The sequence below is a fragment of the Rhizobium indicum genome (assembly GCF_005862305.2).
GTDB classification, from domain to species: Bacteria; Pseudomonadota; Alphaproteobacteria; order Rhizobiales; family Rhizobiaceae; genus Rhizobium; species Rhizobium indicum.
In genome coordinates, this window is record NZ_CP054021.1 from 2,575,566 (window position 1) to 2,595,429 (window position 19,864).

Annotated in this window: 16 protein-coding genes; 6 read left to right on the forward strand and 10 right to left on the reverse strand. The window is 61.3% G+C overall.

Annotated features, from left to right (window positions below):
- Positions 1-3 precede the first annotated feature (3 nt).
- From FFM53_RS12845 to FFM53_RS12875, 7 genes are all read right to left on the reverse strand, one after another.
- On the reverse strand, positions 4-2,454 hold the full coding sequence (locus FFM53_RS12845; RefSeq protein ID WP_138388535.1) for a GcvT family protein: 2,451 nt from the start codon (positions 2,452-2,454) through the stop codon (positions 4-6).
- Positions 2,455-3,330 (reverse strand): phosphotransferase, encoded by an 876-nt coding sequence (locus FFM53_RS12850; RefSeq protein WP_138388536.1) that lies wholly within the window; start codon positions 3,328-3,330, stop codon positions 2,455-2,457.
- Between the two features lie 70 nt (positions 3,331-3,400).
- Positions 3,401-4,477, reverse strand: coding sequence for an ABC transporter ATP-binding protein (locus FFM53_RS12855; protein ID WP_138332058.1), 1,077 nt, complete (start codon positions 4,475-4,477; stop codon positions 3,401-3,403).
- Between the two features lie 32 nt (positions 4,478-4,509).
- On the reverse strand, positions 4,510-5,607 hold the full coding sequence (locus FFM53_RS12860; RefSeq protein WP_173883579.1) for a Gfo/Idh/MocA family protein: 1,098 nt from the start codon (positions 5,605-5,607) through the stop codon (positions 4,510-4,512).
- Positions 5,607-6,494, reverse strand: a complete 888-nt coding sequence (locus FFM53_RS12865) for a carbohydrate ABC transporter permease (protein ID WP_138332056.1) — start codon at positions 6,492-6,494, stop codon at positions 5,607-5,609. The genes FFM53_RS12860 and FFM53_RS12865 overlap by 1 nt, the downstream gene beginning before the upstream one ends.
- The gene (locus FFM53_RS12870; protein WP_017962699.1) at positions 6,487-7,446 is read right to left on the reverse strand and encodes a carbohydrate ABC transporter permease; all 960 of its coding nucleotides are present in this window, start codon (positions 7,444-7,446) and stop codon (positions 6,487-6,489) included. The genes FFM53_RS12865 and FFM53_RS12870 overlap by 8 nt, the downstream gene beginning before the upstream one ends.
- A 6-nt stretch (positions 7,447-7,452) precedes the next feature.
- Entirely contained in the window at positions 7,453-8,739 is a 1,287-nt protein-coding gene (locus FFM53_RS12875) for an ABC transporter substrate-binding protein (RefSeq protein WP_138332055.1), read from the reverse strand.
- Between the two features lie 198 nt (positions 8,740-8,937).
- Between FFM53_RS12875 and FFM53_RS12880 the strand changes: the two genes are divergently transcribed.
- The 5 genes from FFM53_RS12880 to FFM53_RS12900 all read left to right on the forward strand — a co-directional run bounded on the left by FFM53_RS12880 (position 8,938) and on the right by FFM53_RS12900 (position 14,346).
- A complete protein-coding gene (locus tag FFM53_RS12880) occupies positions 8,938-9,615 on the forward strand; it encodes a TetR/AcrR family transcriptional regulator (protein WP_138332054.1) in 678 nt (225 codons plus the stop codon).
- Between the two features lie 131 nt (positions 9,616-9,746).
- Entirely contained in the window at positions 9,747-10,895 is a 1,149-nt protein-coding gene (locus tag FFM53_RS12885) for a Gfo/Idh/MocA family protein (RefSeq protein ID WP_138388538.1), read from the forward strand.
- Between the two features lie 3 nt (positions 10,896-10,898).
- Positions 10,899-12,062, forward strand: coding sequence for a dihydrodipicolinate synthase family protein (locus FFM53_RS12890; protein ID WP_138388539.1), 1,164 nt, complete (start codon positions 10,899-10,901; stop codon positions 12,060-12,062).
- A gap of 137 nt (positions 12,063-12,199) precedes the next feature.
- On the forward strand, positions 12,200-13,030 hold the full coding sequence (locus FFM53_RS12895; protein ID WP_138388540.1) for a sugar phosphate isomerase/epimerase family protein: 831 nt from the start codon (positions 12,200-12,202) through the stop codon (positions 13,028-13,030).
- Between the two features lie 38 nt (positions 13,031-13,068).
- Positions 13,069-14,346: a Gfo/Idh/MocA family protein gene (locus FFM53_RS12900; protein ID WP_138388541.1), complete on the forward strand. Its 1,278-nt coding sequence runs from the start codon at positions 13,069-13,071 to the stop codon at positions 14,344-14,346.
- 28 nt (positions 14,347-14,374) lie between these two features.
- Here FFM53_RS12900 and FFM53_RS12905 read toward each other — a convergent pair whose 3' ends face one another.
- The 3 genes from FFM53_RS12905 to FFM53_RS12915 all read right to left on the reverse strand — a co-directional run bounded on the left by FFM53_RS12905 (position 14,375) and on the right by FFM53_RS12915 (position 18,385).
- On the reverse strand, positions 14,375-15,385 hold the full coding sequence (locus FFM53_RS12905; protein WP_138388542.1) for a hydroxyacid dehydrogenase: 1,011 nt from the start codon (positions 15,383-15,385) through the stop codon (positions 14,375-14,377).
- Positions 15,382-17,238: a DUF2264 domain-containing protein gene (locus FFM53_RS12910; RefSeq protein ID WP_138388543.1), complete on the reverse strand. Its 1,857-nt coding sequence runs from the start codon at positions 17,236-17,238 to the stop codon at positions 15,382-15,384. Before FFM53_RS12910 ends, FFM53_RS12905 begins: the two co-directional genes overlap by 4 nt.
- Positions 17,239-17,365: 127 nt before the next feature.
- Positions 17,366-18,385 (reverse strand): LacI family DNA-binding transcriptional regulator, encoded by a 1,020-nt coding sequence (locus tag FFM53_RS12915; RefSeq protein ID WP_138388544.1) that lies wholly within the window; start codon positions 18,383-18,385, stop codon positions 17,366-17,368.
- A 146-nt stretch (positions 18,386-18,531) separates the two neighbouring features.
- On the opposite strand from FFM53_RS12915, the gene FFM53_RS12920 reads away from it, so the two are divergent.
- Positions 18,532-19,827 carry an ABC transporter substrate-binding protein gene (locus tag FFM53_RS12920; protein ID WP_138388545.1) on the forward strand — a complete coding sequence of 432 codons (1,296 nt, stop codon included), beginning with the start codon at positions 18,532-18,534 and terminating at the stop codon, positions 19,825-19,827.
- Positions 19,828-19,864: the final 37 nt, after the last annotated feature.

Here is a 19,864-nt window from a genome sequence, read left to right on the forward strand (position 1 = left end):
CCGCTACGCCTTCACCCGCGCCATATCCGGATCGTAGAGCGGCGACAGCGACACCCTGCAGGGGATGCGTTCCCGCGCGACGTCAAGCTCATAGGTGCCGGAGAGGACGAACTCTTCCGTCACCCCTTCGGGGCTGCGGACGTAGCCGTAGCCGATCGGCTTGCCCAGCGTATAACCGAAGCCGCCGCTCGAAAGCCAGCCGACGCGCTTGCCGTCGCGATAGATCGTTTCGCGGCCGAGCAGCACGGCATCGGAATCCTCGGGAACGAAGCAGGCGAGGCGCTTCTTGACGCCTCCCGAAAGCTGCCGCTCGATCGCCTCACGGCCGCGGAACGGAATGCTCTTCCGCATCTTCACCGCCCAGCTGAGACCGGCCTCAACAGGCGTATGGTCGGGACCGATATCCGACCCCCAGGCGCGATAACCCTTTTCCATGCGGCAGCTCTCAATGGCGCGGTAGCCGGCATTGACGAGGCCGAGCTCGCCGCCGGATGCCATCAGCACGTCATAGACCGTGGTCGCATATTCAACGGGAATATGCAGTTCGTAGCCGAGCTCGCCGACATAGGTGATGCGCAGGGCCCGCACGGGGCAGCCTGCAATGCCGACGGTCCTGACCTTGCCGAAGGGGAAGGCTGCATTCGAGACGTCGCTGCCCGTCACCCTTTCCAGCACGGCACGGGAATTCGGCCCCATCAGCGACAGCACGGAATAGGCGGAGGTGACGTCGACAAGTTCGGCATGCATCGCCGCCGGGATATTGCGTGCGATCCAGTCGAAGTCATGGGTGGCGAAGCCGGTACCGGTGACGATGTAATATTCGTTCTCGGCGATGCGGGCGACCGTCACGTCGCATTCGATGCCGCCCTTGTCGTTCAGCATCTGCGTGTAGACAAGCGATCCCACAGGCCTTGCGACATCGTTGGCGGCGATCCAGGATAGCGCTGCCTCGGCATCCCTGCCCTTCAGCACGAATTTGGCAAAGGACGTCTGATCGAAGATCACGGCCGCTTCGCGCACGGCCTTATGCTCGCGGCCGACCGCCTCGAACCAGTTCTGCCTGGTGTAGCTGTAGATATCCTTCGGCTCCTCGTTGGCGAAGAGATCGGCAAACCAGTTCGGCCGTTCCCAGCCGAGTTTTTCGCCGAAACAGGCGCCCTGCGCCTTCAGCCGGTCATAGAGCGGCGATTTGCGGCAAGGGCGGCCGCTCGAATGTTCCTCGAACGGCCAGGCCATGGTGTAGTGTTTGCCATAGGCTTCGAGCGTGCGTGTCCGCACCCAGTCCGTATCGAAATGCGGCCGGCCGAAACGGCGGATATCGACCGGCCATAGATCATAAGGTGGTTCGCCCTTCGTCACCCATTCGGCCAGCGCCATGCCGGCGCCGCCGGCCGAAGCGATGCCGAAGGCGTTGAAACCGGCGCCGACGAAGAAATTCCTCAGCTCCGGCGCCTCGCCAAGAATGAAGTTGCCATCCGGCGTGAAGCTTTCCGGGCCGTTCAGCAACTGCTTGACGCCGACGTTTTCCAGCGCCGGAACGCGACCGAGCGCCTGTTCCATGATCTGCTCGAAATGGTCGAAATTACTGTCCAGCAGCGTGTAGTGGAAACCGTCGGGGATACCGTTTTTCGCCCAGGGGATGGGGTTCGGCTCGTAGCCGCCCATGACGATGCCGCCGACCTCTTCCTTGTAATAGGTCAGCCGATCGGGATCGCGCAGCGTCGGCAGGTTGGAGGGCACGCCGAAGGATTCGGTGATGATGTATTGGTGCTCGACGGAGACCAGCGGCACGTTGACGCCGATGCGAGCGGCGAAGGCGCGCGTCCATTGGCCGGCACAGACGACGACACGCTCGCATTCGATGCGCCCTTGCGCCGTAACGACGGCACGAATCTTCCCCTTGTCGATTTCAAGGTCGAGGACTTCGGTATCCTCGAAGATCGAAACGCCCGACATGCGGGCGCCCTTGGCCAGCGCCTGGGTGATATCGGAGGGATTGGCCTGGCCGTCGGTCGGGAGGAAGGCAGCGCCAACGAGATCGTCGATCGTCATCAGCGGCCAGAGATCGAAGGCTTCCTGCGGGGTCAGCAATTGCATTTCGAGGCCGAAGGACTGGGCGGTGGTCGCTTGGCGCCTGACCTCGGTCCAGCGTTCCTCGTTGCAGGCAAGGCGCAGGCCGCCATTCATCTTCCAGCCGGTGCCGAGACCCGTTTCCGCCTCGAGCCGCTTGTAGAGATCGACGGAATAGCCGAGAAGCTGGGTGATGTTGGCGCTGGTGCGCAGCTGGCCGACGAGGCCGGCGGCATGGAAGGTGGTGCCCGAGGTAAGCTTCTTGCGCTCCAGCAGCACGGTATCGGTCCAGCCGAGCTTGCCGAGATGATAGGCCGTCGAGCAGCCGATGATGCCGCCGCCGATGACCACGGCTTTCGCCGTCTTCGGTAATTCCTTCGTCATTTATTGGTCCTGTTCAAAGGCTTGATAGGCGCGCTCGAAGCGCGCGAGATTTTCGGCCGTGTAGCCGGCGTAATTGAAATCGATGGTGGAATGGATTTCCGAAATCATGCTCCAGAGCGTCTCGCGTAGCAGCGAGGCACATTTCATCGCGGTATAGCGCCGGCTGAGATTATCGGTCAGCGGCCGGTCGAAATAAGTCTCCAGCATCGCGCGCTCGGCCGCTTGCGAGAGCTCGTTGTTGGAGGCCAATCCGCCAAGATCGAAAAGCGGCGTGTTGAATCCGGCATAGTCCCAGTCGATCAGCCAGAGCCGTTTGCCGTCATCGAGAAAGTTCGCGGCCAGCAGGTCGTTATGGCCGAAGGCGATCTCGAAAGGTCCTGCCGCTTCTTCCAACATATCAGCCTTGCCGACGAGCCCCGCCAGCAGCGGAAGATAGGCGCTCTTCGACACCTTCAGATTGGCGGCGTAGTCGCGGATGACGTGGAAGACCCAGAAGATCATAGCCTGGCCGCGGAAATGCCGGGCAATGTCGCGATGGCAGGCGCGGACCAGCGGCACGACCTGGGCCAGCATTTGCGGCGTCCTGATATCTTCCGGCGAAAGCGCTCTCGCCTCGATATATTCGAGCACCAGGACGCCCGGCGAATGGTGGATGACCGCCGGCGAAATGCCGGCTGCATGGGCGGCACGGCTTGCGGCAAGCTCGTTCTGCCTGTTGATGTGATGGATCGGAATATCGGTGCCGAGCCTGACCACGCAGCGCGCGACGGCATCGCTGACCAGATAATTCCTGTTGGTGATGCCGCCTGCTATCGGCGAGATTTCGATCGGGCCCTGCCAGATGCCAAGCGCATGAATCCTATCTTCAGGCGTCATGCTTGATCCCCCTGCGGCCCCTCCCGAAATGATGGGCCAGAGGAGGATCTGATGTCAAGCAGCGGCGCGCTTAGATCGTCTTGCCGGCGGCATCGAAGACGTGGCAGCGGGCCGGATCGAAGGAGGCCTTCACATTGGCGCCGCGCTCCACCTTCTGCTGGCCGTCAAGCGCGACGGTCAGGAGCTGGTTATCCGGCGTGGTGGTGTAGAGCATGGTGGCGCCGCCGAGATTTTCGACGAGATCGACGTTGACGGTCGAGAGCGTGATTGCGCCATCGGCCAGCGAAAGATGCTCGGGACGGATGCCGAAGGTGACCTCCTCTCCCGCCCCGCCTTTCAGCCGGCGTGGCAGGCGGACGGAATTGCCGCAGACATGGATGCTGGTTTCGGTCTCGCCGACCTGCTCGATGCGCGCCTTCAGAAAATTCATCTTCGGACTGCCGATGAAACCGGCGACGAAGCGGTTGGCCGGGTTGTTGTAAAGATCGAGCGGCGCGCCGACCTGCTCGATGCGGCCGGAATTCAGCACCACGATCTTGTCCGCCATCGTCATGGCTTCGACCTGGTCATGGGTGACATAGATCATCGTATTGCCGAGGCTGCGGTGCAGGCGGGAGATCTCGACGCGCATCTGCACGCGCAGTTCGGCGTCAAGGTTCGACAACGGCTCGTCGAACAGGAAGATGCGCGGCTCACGCACGATGGCCCGGCCGATGGCGACACGCTGGCGCTGGCCGCCGGAGAGCGCCTTCGGCTTGCGCTCCAACAACTTCTCGATCTGCAGGATTTCGGCGGCGCGCTTCACCTTCGGCTGGATCTCTGCCTTCTTGTAACCCGCCGTCTCCAGGCCGAAGGCGAGGTTCTTGTAGACCGACATATGCGGATAGAGCGCGTAGGACTGGAAAACCATGGCGATACCGCGCTTGGCCGGCGCCACCTCGTTCATGCGCTCGCTGTCGAGCAGCAGCGCGCCGCCCGAAATCTCCTCAAGGCCGGCAATCATGCGCAGAAGGGTCGATTTTCCGCAGCCGGAGGGGCCGACAAAAACGACGAATTCGCCGGGATCGATCGTCAGGTCGATGCCATGGATCACATCCATCGCGCCGTAGCGCTTCTCGACCTTCTGAAGAACGACACTGGTTGCCATCTTCTCAAAACCCTCTCTTTTTATTTTGTCAGTTACTTCGTTCTTGCGCGCCAATCGGCGTATTTCGGACTATCGGGACCGACCGGCAGCGGCACGTCGGCGCCGCTGTCGGAAGACTGGTAGATGGCGGTGACGAGTTCCAGCGCGCGGCGCGCGTCCTTTGTCGTCACCGGCAGCGGCGCATGGCCGCTGAGGAAAGCATGGAACTGGCCCATCTGCGTGGTGAAACGCGGCGCGACCGGCTTCCAGTCGCCAACCACCTTGTCGATCTGCTCCCGGACGTCGTCATTCGCGGCGATGATCTTCCAGGGGTCCTTGCCGGGTGTATAGGGCTCGTGGCTGCTTTCGAAAGTGACATTCTCGAAGTGCAGCCTGAGCCGGCTAATCTGTTCCTGTGAACCAAGCGTGCAGGAAAGCGAGACAAAGGCGCCGTTTTCCATCAGCAGGCTGGCGGAGGCACAGTCCTCGACCTCGATATCGTTGACGCGGGTGGCGACGCGGCCGAAGACCCTTGCCGCCGGACCCATCAGATGCATCAGCATGTCGTGCAGGTGCAGCGCATGGGTGACGAGCACACCGCCGAGTTCCGTCGCCCATTTGCCGCGCCAAGGCACGGCGTAATATTCCGGCTTGCGCAGCCAGAAGGTTTCGACCGAAGCGGTATAGGGCTTGCCGGCAATACCGGCGTCGATGATCCGTTTGGCCTTCTGGATGCCGTCGCCGTAACGGTACTGGAAGATCGGCATCAGTACGCCTTTGGCGGTCTTTTCTGCTGCCATGATGGTATCGACGGCGGCAAGCGAGCCCGTCAGCGGCTTTTCGCAGACGACATGTTTACCGGCGGCAAGCGCTGCGACCACCTGTTCCAGATGAATGCCGGGAGGGGTGCAGATATCGATGATGTCGATCGTGTCGTCGGCCAGCAGTTCCGCAAAAGAGGTGGTGCGCCGTTCGATGCCGAACTCATCGCCGACCGCTGCCATGCGCTGCTCGTTCAGGTCGCAGATCGCCACGACCTTGAACTTGTCGGAATGCGGCAGGTAACCCTCGACGATATGGGAGCGGCCGATACCGCAGCCGACGATCGCGACCGTTCTGATGCTCATGTCGCTCTTTCCCGTCATCGCCATCAACGCTTCATGCCCGTCGTGGCGATGCCCTCGATCAGCAGGCGCTGGAAGAACAGGAAGAAGAAGAACACCGGCACGAGCGTCAGGGTCGACATGGCGAACAAACCGCCCCAATCCGATGCGCTGGTGGAATCCACGAAGGTGCGCAGGCCGAGCTGGATCGTATAGGTGTTCATGTCGTTCAGGTAGATCAGCGGACCGAAGAAATCGTCCCAGGTCCAGATGAAGGAGAAGATGGCGGCCGTTGCCAGCACCGGCAGCGACAGCGGCAGCATGATCTTCCAATAGATGCGCCAAGCGCTGCAGCCGTCCATCATCGCCGCCTCGTCCAATTCACGCGGAATACCGCGGAAGAACTGCACCATCAGGAAGATGAAGAAGGCATCGCTTGCCAGGAACTTCGGTACGACAAGCGGCAGGATTGTGTTGACCCAGCCGAGATCGAGAAAGAGCACATATTGCGGGATCAGCGTCACGTGATAGGGGATCATCAACGTGCCGAGCATGATCGCGAACCAGAAATTCCGGCCGGCAAAACGCAGCCGCGCAAAGGCGAAAGCCGTCAGCGAACAGGCGATGACATTGCCCGTCACCACGAGCACCGAGATGACCAGCGAATTCCAGAAGAACCGGCCGAAGCTGACATCGAGGCCGACCCAACCGCGCGCATAGGAGGAGAAATCGATCGACGACGGGATGAGCGAGGTCGACGAGAAGATCTCCGTTTCCGGCCTGACCGATGCCGAAACCATCCATAACAGCGGATAGAGCATGAGGAGCGAAGCGGCGATCAGCAGGGCGTGGATGATGAGCGACGCCGGCAGGCTGCGTTTGGTGATGTCGGATGGCGGCCTGGCCGCAGTGACGGAAGCGGTCATCTCAGTCATCGTAGTGCACCCAATAACGCGAGGTCAGGAAGGAGAAGGCGGTGAAGATCGCGATGATCACCACCAGGATCCAGGCGAGCGCCGAGGCATAGCCCATGCGGAAATTGCCGAAGGCTTCCTGATAGAGGTAGAGCGTGTAGAACAGCGTCGAGTTGATCGGACCGCCGGTGCCGCCTGATATGATGAAGGCCGGCGTGAAGGCCTTGAAGGCATCAATCGTCTGGACGACGGCATTGAAAAAGATCACCGGCGTCAGAAGCGGCAGCGTGATCTTGTAGAATTGCCGGAACTTGGAGGCGCCGTCGAGGCTCGCGGCCTCATACATATCCTGCGGGATCTGGCGCAGGCCGGCCAGGAAAATAATCATCGGCGAGCCGAACTGCCAGACGGACAGCGCCACCAGCGTATAGATCGAATAGTTCGGATGCGAGATCCAGCTCGGACCTTCGATACCGAAATACGAAAGCGCGGCATTGACGAGGCCATCGCTGGCGAAAAGCTGGCGCCAGAGCACGGCGATCGCCACGCTGCCGCCCAGCAGTGACGGCAGATAGAAGATGGCACGATAGACCGACAGCCCGCGCAGGCCGCGGTTCAGCGCCATGGCGACCAGCAATGCGAAGGTCAGCTTGAACGGCACCGAGAAGACGACATAGGTCAAGGTGACATACATGGCGGCCGAGAATTTCGGATCCGCCGTGGCGATGCGCACGTAATTCGCCATTCCCACCCACCGCGGCGACTGAAGCATGTCGAAGTCGGTGAAGGAAAGGTAGAGCGAAATCAGGGCCGGCCCGAGCGTCAGCCCGAAAAAGCCGATGAGCCATGGAAGAAGGAAGAGATAGCCGGGAGCATTGGCATTCCAGAGACGCTTGAAGCGTCCTTCGGCCACGGCCCCCTGATATCTTTCCACATTGATGGCCCCTGCGGGCGTGCGCATCGCATTGCTCATACGGGATCAGCCTCGTGCGAGAATCTGCGTGATTTCAGCGACAAGCTGTTTGCCGCCGTCGGAGGGGGACAGCTGTCCGAAGCCGACCTGTTCGGCGATGTTGCGTAACATCAGCTCACCTTCACCGGCGCCGGCCGGCGGCGGCGGCGGCAATTTGCCGGCGAGTTCGCCAAGGCCGCTGACATAGGCCAATGCCACCTTGCCGTTCTCATCAAGCTTTGCCGCGACGACCTCGCGCATGGCGCTCGATTCCGGAATGCCGCGTTCGACATCCAGAAGCAGCGCTGCCTCGGGGTTCTTGACGAAGAAATTGACGTAGTCCACGGCCATATCCACGGCTTTCGACTGGGCGGAGACCGAGAAGAACATCGAAGGCTTGCGATAGTGGCCGCCCTTCGATTCCGGCTTGATGCGCATGTAGTTGGTCAGAGCCAGCTTGTCCTTGTTCATTGCCTGATAGGCGACGAACTGGTTGGAATGGGCAAAACCGGCGGCCGACTTGCCGAGCGAGACCGTGTTGGTTTCGATATCGTTCTTGTCGAGAGCCTGGATATCGGCAGGAACACAGGCCCCGGCCTCACGGAACTTGGCCCACATGTCGTACCATTCGGAGGCATCGTCCACGTCGAAGGCGATCTTGCCGTCGGCGGTATAAAGCGCCTTGCCACGCTGACGCAGCCAGTTTTCGAACAACGGTTCGCCGCCGCTGCCGTCGGCCAAACCGAACATGCCCTTGCGTTTTCCTGCCTTGGTGATCTCCGCACCCATACGGGCGAACTCTTCCCAGGTCGTCGCCTGAGTCGGCAGATCGACGCCGGCCTCCTTGAAGGCCGTGGTGTTCAGGACCGTGGCCGCCGAATTCGCGCCCAGGCTGACGCCATAGAGATGCCCGTCGACGCTGCCGCCTTCGATCTGCGCCTTGTCGAAATCGTCGAGGTTGAGCTTGGCCGGCATATAGGATTCGAGCGGGGCGAGCGCGCCGCGCCGTGCATATTGGACGATATAGCGATAGTCCATCTGGATGACATCGGGCGCGTTGCGACCGGCGACCTGGGTCGCAAGGCGCGGCCAGTAATCGCCCCAGCCGAGGAATTCGCCGGTGATCGAGGTGCCCGAATTCTTCGACTGATAGAGCTGCGATACCTTGTTGGTGCGGTCAGCGCGCGGCTGCGAGCCCCACCACAGGAGACGCAAGCGCTTTTCCTGTGCCAAAGCGCTGGTGCCCAGCGCCGAGAGCGAGAGAAGCGTGGCGCCTCCCGCGACGAAATTACGTCTGTTTACACGGAATGTCATTTCTTTTCCTCCTCCAAAGGGAAGCGCCTCCACACGCTTCCGAACCTAGTTACCCTTGCATAAATAACTAATTGGTTACAAGCTACGGGCAAAGCGGCGAGCGTGTCAAGCGGTGTCGCTCGCGGGGCTTTCAAATTCGGTTTTTACAATTTCGCACCGAAGGCTTATGAGCGCAACATGTGAGACGGAGGTGGAGAGATGAACGACAGCGGGGGGAATGGGGAAAAGAAAAGGTCTCGGCGCCCATCTACCGAACGGACGGCCCAACGCGATCCGGAGCGGACACGCGCTGCTATCCTTGACGCGGCAACCCGGGAATTTGCCGAAAACGGCATGGGCGGAGCTCGTGTCGACGCCATCGCCGAGCGCGCCGGCACCAACAAGCGCATGCTCTATCACTATTTCGGCGACAAGGAGCAGCTCTACCTCAGAGTGCTCGAAGAGGCCTATGTCGGCATCCGCACCGCCGAGCGCGCGCTGCATATCGGCGACCGCAGCCCCGAGGAAGGCATCAGCGAACTGGCGCTCTTCACCTGGCGTTATTTCCTCCAGCATCCGGAATTCCTCAGCCTGCTCGGCACGGAAAATCTGCATCGGGCCCGCTGGCTGCGCCAGTCCGTCCGGCTCAAGGAATTGCATTCGCATCTGATCGGCGAGCTTTCGGACGTGCTCGAGCAGGGAAAAAAGCAGGGGGTCTTCATCGAGTCCGCCGATCCCCTGCATGTCTACCTGACGATCGCCTCGCTCGGTTATTTCTACCTGTCCAACCAGTACACGCTTTCGACGATCTTCGGCCGCGACCTGATCGAGCCGACCCATCTCAATGCCTGGGAAAGGCATATCGTCCACGTCACACTGACCTCGATCAAGCGCTGAATCTCTAAATTCGGATTTGACTATTGACAGCCGCGTTGCTCTTCTGCCATCAAGTAACTGTTTAGTTACCGGCTCGGGAGGACCGGACGAGGATGCCCGCTCCCGCCGCAAAAATCTGCTGGGAGGAAAAAATGGCACGCTTGGGGATCATCTTGCACGGCGTCACCGGCCGCATGGGTTACAATCAGCACCTGGTGCGCTCGATTCTCGCCTTCCGCGACCAGGGCGGCATCACGCTGAAATCGGGTGAGAAACTCGAGATCGACCCGATCATCGTCGGCCGCAACGGCGCCAAGATGGAAGAGCTGGCGAAGAAGCATAACATCAAGCGCTGGTCGACCGATCTCGATGCCGCGCTCGCCAATCCCGACGACACGATCTTCTTCGACGCCGGCACGACGCTGATGCGCGCCGAACTTCTGTCCAAGGCGCTCGATGCCGGCAAGCATGTCTATTGCGAAAAGCCGATCTCCGACGATCTGCAGGTGGCACTCGACCTTGCCCGCAAGGCGCGCGGCTCCGGCCTCAAGCATGGCGTCGTGCAGGACAAACTCTTCCTGCCCGGCCTGCGCAAGCTAGCGCTGCTCAGGGATTCCGGCTTCTTCGGCAAGATCCTCTCAGTGCGCGGCGAATTCGGCTACTGGGTTTTCGAAGGCGATTGGGGCGTGCCGGCCCAGCGCCCCTCCTGGAACTACCGCAAGGGCGACGGCGGCGGCATCATCCTCGACATGCTTTGCCACTGGCGCTATGTGCTCGATAATCTGTTCGGCGAAGTCAAAGCCGTCTCCTGCCTCGGTGCTACGCATATTCCGCGCCGCATCGACGAGCAGGGCAAGCCCTATGATTGCGACACCGACGATGCAGCCTATGCGACCTTCGAGCTCGAAGGCGGCGCGATCGCGCAGGTCAATTCCTCCTGGGCCGTCCGCGTCCGCCGCGACGACCTCGTCACCTTCCAGGTCGACGGCACGCATGGTTCGGCCGTCGCCGGTCTGACGAAATGCTGGAGCCAGCACCGCGTCAATACGCCGAAGCCGGTCTGGAACCCGGACCAGCCGCAGACGATCGACTTCTACAAGACCTGGGACGAGGTTCCGGATACCCAGGCCTTCGACAACGGTTTCAAGGCGCAGTGGGAAATGTTCATCCGCCATGTCGTCGAAGACGCACCGTGGCCCTATGGCCTGGAAGCCGGCGCCAAGGGTGTGCAGCTTGCCGAACTCGGCCTGAAATCCTGGGGCGAGCGCCGCTGGCTCGACGTTCCCGCACTGGAGTTCTGAGCCGTGACGACGATCAATCTCCCTCTCGACGGCAAGATCGTTCCCTACACGCTGACCGGCACGCCGATCGCGCTCGCCAAGCGCGACGCCAAGGCCTTTCCGCGCATCGCCTATGCCGCCACCCATGTCGTAGCCGATCCGCTCGCCGACAACGATCCGTGGCTGACGCCGGCGATCGACTGGGAGCGGACGCTGGCCTTCCGCCACCGGCTCTGGGATCTCGGCCTCGGCGTTGCCGAGGCGATGGATACGGCGCAGCGCGGCATGGGCCTCGGCTGGCCGGAAGCGCGCGACCTCATCCGCCGGGCGCTCAGTGAGGCGGCCGGCCGCAAGGATGCGCTGATCGCCTGCGGCGCCGGCACCGACCATCTGACGCCGGGACCCGACGTCACCGTCGACACGATCCTCAGGGCCTATGAGGAGCAGATCGAAACCGTGGAGGCAGCCGGCGGCCGCATCATCCTGATGGCCAGCCGGGCGCTTGCCGCCGCCGCCAAAGGGCCGGGCGACTATATCCGTGTCTATGACCGGATCCTTCGCCAGGTCAAAGAACCCGTCATCATCCATTGGCTCGGCGAAATGTTCGATCCGGCGCTTGAGGGTTATTGGGGCAACAGTGATCATATTCAAGCCATGTCCACCTGCCTCGAGGTGATCGAGGCCCATGCCGACAAAGTCGACGGCATCAAGATCTCGCTGCTCTCCAAGGAGAAGGAAGTGGCGATGCGCCGCCGGCTGCCGAAAGGCGTGCGGATGTATACCGGCGACGATTTCAACTATGCCGAACTGATCGCCGGCGACGAAGAGGGCCATTCCGACGCACTGCTCGGCATTTTCGATGCGATCGCTCCGGCTGCCTCGGCAGCCCTCGAAGCGCTCGGCCGCAAGAGCAATCATGAATTCTTCGATCTGCTGGAGCCGACCGTGCCGCTATCGCGCCACATCTTCAAGGCGCCAACCCGCTTCTATAAAACCGGCGTCGTCTTCCTCGCCTATCTCAACGGCCTGCAGGATCATTTCGTCATGGTCGGCGGCCAGCAGAGCACCCGCTCGCTGACGCATCTGGCCGAACTCTTCCGCCTGGCCGACAAGGCCCGGGTTCTCGCCGATCCGGAACTCGCAACGGCGCGCATGAAACAGGTGCTTGCCGTCCACGGCGTCAACTGAAGCACGGGCTGCTGCATAATTTTGTCCTTAAGTCGGAACCGATTTGAGGACAAAATTATGCAGCAATTCAAAGTGCTACAGCGTCCTTTGCGCGTCTGAAGAGACGCGCGGCGCTGTAGTGATGGGAGGAGAATGACATGCAGGTCGAAGGACTTTCGATCAACTTGGCAACGATCCGCGAGCAATGCGGCTTTGCTGAGGCCGTCGATATCTGCCTGAAACATGGCATCACCGCGATCGCCCCCTGGCGCGACCAGGTCGCCAAGGTCGGTCTCGACGAGGCGGTGCATATCGTCAAATCGAACGGCATCAAGCTGACCGGCCTTTGCCGCGGCGGCTTCTTCCCGGCGGCGAACGATGCCGACTGGCAGAAAAACCTCGACGATAACAGACGGGCCATCGATGAGGCGGCAGCGTTTTCCGCCGATTGCCTCGTGCTCGTCGTCGGCGGTCTGCCTGATAGTTCGAAGGACATCGTCGCCGCGCGCCGAATGGTGTTCGACGGCATTGCCGCCGTTTTGCCGCATGCGCAGGCTGCTGGCGTGAAGCTCGCCATCGAACCGCTGCATCCGATGTATGCCGCCGACCGTGCCTGCGTGAACACGCTCGGTCAGGCGCTCGATATGTGCGAGCAGCTCGGGGAGGATGTCGGCGTTGCGGTCGATGTCTACCATGTCTGGTGGGATCCCGATCTTGCCAACCAGATCGCCCGCGCCGGACGCATGAAACGCATCTTTGCCCATCACATCTGCGACTGGCTGGTACCGACAAAAGACATGCTGCTCGACCGCGGCATGATGGGCGATGGTGTGATCGACCTCAAAGGCATAAGACGGATGGTGGAGGCCGCCGGTTTCTTCGGCGCGCAGGAGGTGGAGATCTTTTCGGCCGAAAACTGGTGGAAACGCCCGGCCGACGAAGTGATCGCCACCTGCGTCGAACGCTTCCGGAGCTGCTGCCAGATCTGATTTTCAGTATTTGTTTCATCACGCAGGAGGATCATTCGATGGAGAAACGCCGTTTTGCCCTGATCGGCACCGGGAACCGCGGCACCACCATGTGGGGCAAGGATCTGCTTGCCGGCTGGCGCGAACATGTCGACCTGACCGCCATCGTCGAGAGGAATTCGCTGCGCGGCGAGCGCGCCCGCAACATGATCGGCAGCAATGCGCCGCTCTACGAAAACATCGATTCGATGCTTGCCGAGCAGAAGCCGGATCTGGTCATCGTCTGTACGCCCGACCATACGCATGACGATATTGTCGTGCGGGCGCTGGAGTCCGGCATCGACGTCATTACCGAAAAGCCAATGACGACCTCGGTCGAAAAGATTCGCCGGATTCTGGATGCCGAAAAGCGCACTGGTCGCCGGGTCGACGTGTCCTTCAACTATCGCTATGCGCCGACGGCTGCGAAGATCAAGGAATTGCTGAATGCCGGCGAGATCGGCCGGGTCACCTCAGTCGATTTTCATTGGTATCTGAACACCAAGCACGGCGCCGACTACTTCCGCCGCTGGCATGCCTATACGGAAAATTCCGGCAGCCTGTTCGTCCACAAGGCCACGCATCATTTCGATCTGCTGAACTGGTATCTCGACAGCGATCCCGAAGCCGTCACCTCTTTCGCCGACCTGCAGAATTACGGCCGCAAAGGCCCGTTCCGCGGCCCGCGCTGCAAGCTCTGTCCGCACGCGCATGAATGTGACTACTATCTCGATCTAGAGGCCGATCCCTTCCTCGATTCACTCTACGAGGATCCCTCGAAGATCGACGGCTACTTCCGAGATGGCTGCGTCTTCCGCGAGGACATCGACATTCCCGATACGATGGTGGTGTCGCTCCGTTATCGTAACAATGTCCATGTCTCCTATTCGCTGAACACCTTCCAGCCGATCGAAGGCCATCACCTTGCCTTCAACGGCACCAAAGGCCGGATCGAGCTTCGTCAATATGAGGCCCAGCCCTGGGAAGAGCCGAAGGAGGACACGATCCTGCTCATCCGCAATTTCCCGAACGGTAGGGAGGCGGTAGAGCGCATCGTCGTTCCGCATTTCACCGGCGGCCATTACGGCGGCGACGACCGGATGCGCAACATGATCTTCAAGCCCGACATGGAAGACAAGCTTGCGCAACGCGCCGGCACGCGGGCGGGTGCCATGTCGGTGCTCTGCGGCATTGCGGCGCTGACGAGTTCGCGCACCGGCAAGGTGGTCGAGATTGCCGATCTCATGCCTGAACTTGCCAATGACGGTTCGCCAAATTCGCTGAGGACGTCGCGCTGAAGCCCTTCGCCTAAGCCCTCGACGCGCCTCAGGCGATGTTTTCGAGATTTGCCTGATGGATCTGGTAGAGCAGCGGCTTGCCGGTCACGAAGCGCTCTATCTCATCCACCGCCATCTCGCCGAGGCGCGCCCGTTCCAGCCCGATGGCGCCGGCAATATGCGGTGTCAGAAAGACGTTCGGTAGATCGTAGAAAGTAGAACCTGCCTCCGGGATTTCCGGATCGGTGACATCGAGGACCGCGTCGATGCGACCGGTCTTGAGCGCTGAAAGCAGGGCGGCCTCATCGATGAGAATGCCGCGCGCCGTGTTGATGAGCGTCGCGCAGTCCTTCATCAGCGACAGCCTTCGCGCATCGATCATATGCTGCGTCGACGGCAGCGACGGCGCATGCAGGGAAACGATATCCGCTTGCCGCATCAATTCGTCGAGATCGACCTTTTCTGCTCCCAGGCCGGCGGCCTCGGCGGCATCAAGCGTCGGATCGGAGAGCAGCAGTCTATAGTCGAAGGGTTTCAAGAGCTCGATCACGCGCCGGCCGATGCGCGAAGCGCCGACGATGCCAACGGTGCGGCGATAGTTTCCGATCGCTTCGCGCTGCATCAAATGTGTCCGGTCGCGGTTTCGGTCGGCAACGTAGAGATCGCGGAAACGGAAGACGCGCTTGCCGGCGAAGATGATTGCCGCCAACGTGAATTCGGCCACCGGCACGGCGTTGGCCTCGGCCGAATGGCTGACCGGGATACCGGCTTCGAAGATGGCGTCGTCGATGACGCCTTTCACCGTGCCCGCCGCATGGACGATGAACTTGAGATGCGGCGCCGCAGTGGGAATTTCGGGCCCGACATAGGGCCCGCCCCAGCCGGTGATCAGGATTTCCGCCTCGGTCAGCAGACGTTTCGCACGCTCGTCGTCGAAGCGCTGCAGCGGCTTGGAATCAAGCAGGCGACCAATACTACTCAACCGGCGCAGGACCTCATCCGGCAGGACGTGCTGCGTGCGCGACGGTTGCATGGCAAGGATAATGGCCGGCTGGCTCATGGCATTTGTCCGGGCGCTTCGATGGCGCTGACTGTGACGCCCTTTTCCCTCACCAGGGCCTCCAGCACTGCAATCTCAGGTGCTTTCGGCGGTCTTGTCCAGGCGGACGAGAGGGCGGCGGGATCGTCAAGCGCCAGCACCGCCGTCACCAGGATGGTTTCACCGGCCGGAATCTGCCCACGCAGCTGCGGCACCAGGGTTTTCGCGACGATCACATTGGTGTTGGGCATTGCCTTCTGGACAATACCCGAACGTTTGACCGAAGAGCCGAGATCGAGAATGCCGGTGAAATCGGCGTCGCCGACCGCATAGGCAATCCCACCCGAAGCGGACAGCGTATCCAGCTCGAAATCCCGGCGGCCGATGGCAAATCCGCCTTCGGCAATCCGCAACGGCCGGCTTGTCCTGATCCTATGGAGGCGGATATGCCAGGGTGCGGCGGGCACGAGCCAGGTTTCGACGTCGACATCGGCAAAAGGCGACCATTTCGCAAACAGCACCTCGCCTGCGATCTTGGCTTCCTCGTTCGTTTCGCGCACGCGGTAGTGCAGGCCGTCATCGCTGAAGGCAAGCGCTGAATCGAAGGCAGCGAGCGCAAAGGCACGCTCATCGGCCTCGACGCTGAAGCCGTAGCGGGCCGAATAGGCGAACTTCGCATATTTTTCCGTGCCGCACCGCATCTGCAGGTTTTCCTGGCCGGAAGACAGCGCAACGACATCGCCGCCCGCCCGCATGATCACCATGCCGGGATGACGCTGGGAGACGATGTCAGGTGCTTGTTCCGGCACTTTTTCCTTCGCCGTCCAGAATGGGTGATCCTCAGCGATCGCCAGCGGCAGGAAGGCCTTGAAGGCCCAGTAGGGCGAGCCGGCGGAATTGTAGCTCTCCGACATTAGCAGGTTCGGATAGCCGAAACCGATCGACAGCACGCCGTCGCGATCGGCAATCGGCTTATCCTTCCACCAGCGCAGATGCTGCAGGCAGAGATGCTTGACTTCGCCCCAGGGCAGAGCCTCGACATCGGCAAAGGCGAGCGCCGACCAGAAGCCGGCACAGGCAAAACGATAAGTCAGGCTGCGGCCGAAGGGGATCGTCGCCCCGTCGGCGGCAAACCAGTGCCGGAAATCTCGGGCGAAGAGGACCGCGCGCTCGCGGTAGCGCTTTGCATAATCGTCGTCGACGAGCTTCGAATAGATCAGGCCATAGAAATGCATGGCGAAGGGAATGTAGTGGTCGATGCGGCGGACGTTTCCATCGCGATACCAGCCGTCACCGATATAGAAGCCTTCGAGCTCCTGCAGATATTGCCGCGTCAGGCTGCGGTCGAAATCGGCGCCGAGACGATCGAGCGCGATATCGACGAAGATCCGGAAGAATTTCCAATTGTTGTCGGCATAGTCGAACTGTCTGACATGCTTGAGATAGGCGACGACATTGCCGCGGGCGCGCGCATCGAGCGGCTCCCAGATCTTTTCCGGCACCAGCGCCAGGGCAAAACCGAGAGCGGCAAGCTCGACCATCCGCTGATCGCGGCCATTGACCTTTCCCCAATATTCCGGATGGGCGGGATCAGTGCCGTTTGCGAGACCTTCGGCGAAACGATGCCAGTGGGCGAAGTCGCCATTGCCGGCGCCAAACGGCGCCAATCCCCAGAGCGGGCGGGCGAACCCTTCGAGATCGGCCGCCGCCCGGTCGAAATGGGCGGCGCCGCCATTGAGGGTGACGCGGGCATTACCCTTCGAGAAACAGGCAAGCAGCGGATCGAAGAGCGCAAGCAGGGCGCGGCTCATATCGGCGCGGGTTTCCAGCGGATTGCCGGCGAGCGGGTTGGCGCTGGCGGGATCATAGGTCATCGGTATCACTCACGGGTTCTAGAGCATGATGCCGAAAAGTGTGAGCGGTTTTCGGACGACATCATGCTCTAACTATTTAATTTAGCACAGGATTCAGATTTTAGGCCTTGGCCTAAATCATCCTGTTCTAGGCGTTCGGAACAGTCCCTCCCGGAATGGGAACGACCGCCTGGCAGATGTGGCGCGCAGAGGCCGTCCTGTTGCGGAAACGGGACAGCATCAGCGAAACGGCTTCGCGCCCGAGGGCTGCGCGGTCGACACGCATGGTGGAAAGCGCCGGATTGGTCATGAGCGCGCAGGGCAGATCGTCGAAGCCGACAATCGCGAAATCCTCCGGCACACGCAGCCCGGCCTCGGTAACGGCCTCGAGCACGCCGACGGCGATAAAATCATTCATGCAGAAGGCGGCGGTAAAACCAGCATTCTCGGCAAGTGCTTCTGCCGTGCGTTCATGCGCCTCTCGGCTGGCGCTGCCTTGAAGGGCTAGGGACAAGAGACGGCCCTCGGCGCCGGGGACGGCGGCGATCGCCGCCTCGAAACCGCGCACGCGCTCCCGGATCGTATGGCGGTGAGAGCCGCTCAGATGCAGGATGCGGCGATGGCCGGCCTTTATCAGCCGGCTGGTCGCCTCATAGGCGCCAAAGAAATTAGCCGGCGAAACGCCATCGAACTGCATCCTGGGATCGGTGCCGTTGACAAGAACGGTGGGGGTCATGCTGGCTTGCAGCCAGTCGCGCAACATCTCGTTCGGATCGATACCAACGAGAAAGAGACCTTCAGCGCCTGCGGTCTGCATATAGTCGCGCACGGCATCCGGCGTGGTTCGATCTTCGCGGACCAGCCGGACTTCGAAGGGCATGCCCGCTTCGGCAGCGCCGGCGCGCAGGCCGTCAACGATCGCTTCATAAAAGACGCTGAGGGTGCCGGTGACGCCGTCGCTGGCAATCAGCGCCAGTCCCCCCGCAACCGCTTCGGAAGCAGGCTTGACGGGATAGCCGTTCTCGGCTGCCACCTTCAATATCTGCCGGCGCACGCTTTCGCTGATACCAGGTTCGTTGGCGAGCACGCGTGACACCGTGGAGACCGAGACGCCGGCCAATGTGGCTATATCGGCCTGACGCGGCCGTCTGATTTTTTGGTCGTTCATGGGGCAAACATTATGCAAATAATGCAAATTTGCAAGAAAATGATTGGTTCTTGCAATAAAAATTTTTTTGCGTAGTCTATTTGCTGAAATGCTCTGACAACGCCATTGGAGGATGGCAGCGGGCATATTGGAACAAGGAGGATATCATGCAGGTCAATCGCCGTTCATTCCTGATGGGTTCAGCCGGCGCGGCCGCCGGCCTCGCCTTCGGCGCCGGAAGCGCCATTCCGGCCTTTGCCGAAGACGCACAGTTGCGCGCCATGTGGTGGGGATCCAACGACCGCGCCAAGCGTACGCTCGAGGTTGCCAAGCTCTATCAGTCGAAATCGCCCGGGGTGACCGTGGTGGGCGAATCGCTCTCCGGCGACGGCTACTGGACGAAGCTTGCCACCCAGATGGCCGGCCGCGCCGTCGCCGACGTCTTCCAGCTGGAGCCCAGTACGATTTCGGACTATTCGAGGCGCGGCGCCAGCCTGGCGCTCGACGAATTCGTGCCCACGACGCTGAAGGTCGATAGCTTCGGGGCTGATATGCTGAAGCTCACCACCGTCGACGGCAAGCTTTATGGCATCGGTCTCGGCCTCAACTCCTTCTCGATGTTCTTCGACATTCCTGTCTTCGAAAAGGCCGGCCTGCCGTTGCCGACGCCCGATCTCACCTGGGAAGAATACGCCAAGCTCGCCGTCGAACTAACGAAGGCAGTCGGCAAGCAGGGCTTTGCAGGCGGACCTTATGCCGCCCGCTACGCCTACGTCTTCGACGCCTGGCTACGCCAGCGCGGCAAGAGCCTCTATGCCAAGGAAAGCGCTGCCCTCGGCTTCAACGCCGATGACGCCAAGGAATGGTTCACCTACTGGGAAGACCTGCGCAAGAAGGGCGGCACGGTCGCCGCAGACGTGCAGACGCTCGACCAGAACACGATCGACACAAATTGCCTGGGGCTCGGCAAGTCGGCGATCGGCATGGCCTATTCCAACCAGATGGTCGGCTATCAGCTGATCATCAAGAACAAGATCGGTATCACCACGCTGCCACGCGAGAAGAAGGGCGGGCCGTCTGGCCACTATTACCGTCCGGCGCTGATCTGGAGCATCGGGGCCACGACCAAACACGCCGAAGAGGCAGCGAAGTTCATCAATTTCTTCGTCAACGATGTCGAGGCCGGCAAGATCCTCGGCGTCGAGCGCGGCGTGCCGATGTCGCCGACGGTGCGCGAAGCCATCCTGCCCCAGCTCAACCCGACGGAGCAGGAAACGGTCAAATACGTCAATCTCCTCAAGGATCAGGTCGGCGAATATCCGGCGCCGGCGCCGATGGGATCGACGCAGTTCGATCAGCGCGTGCTGCGCCCGATTTGTGACGAACTCGCCTTCGAACGGGTCTCGCCCGCCGATGCGGCAACCCGGCTGATCGAAGAGGGTAAGGCAACGATCAAGGGATGATCGGTCGCCGGACATGAGAGGAGAGGCCCGCAACACC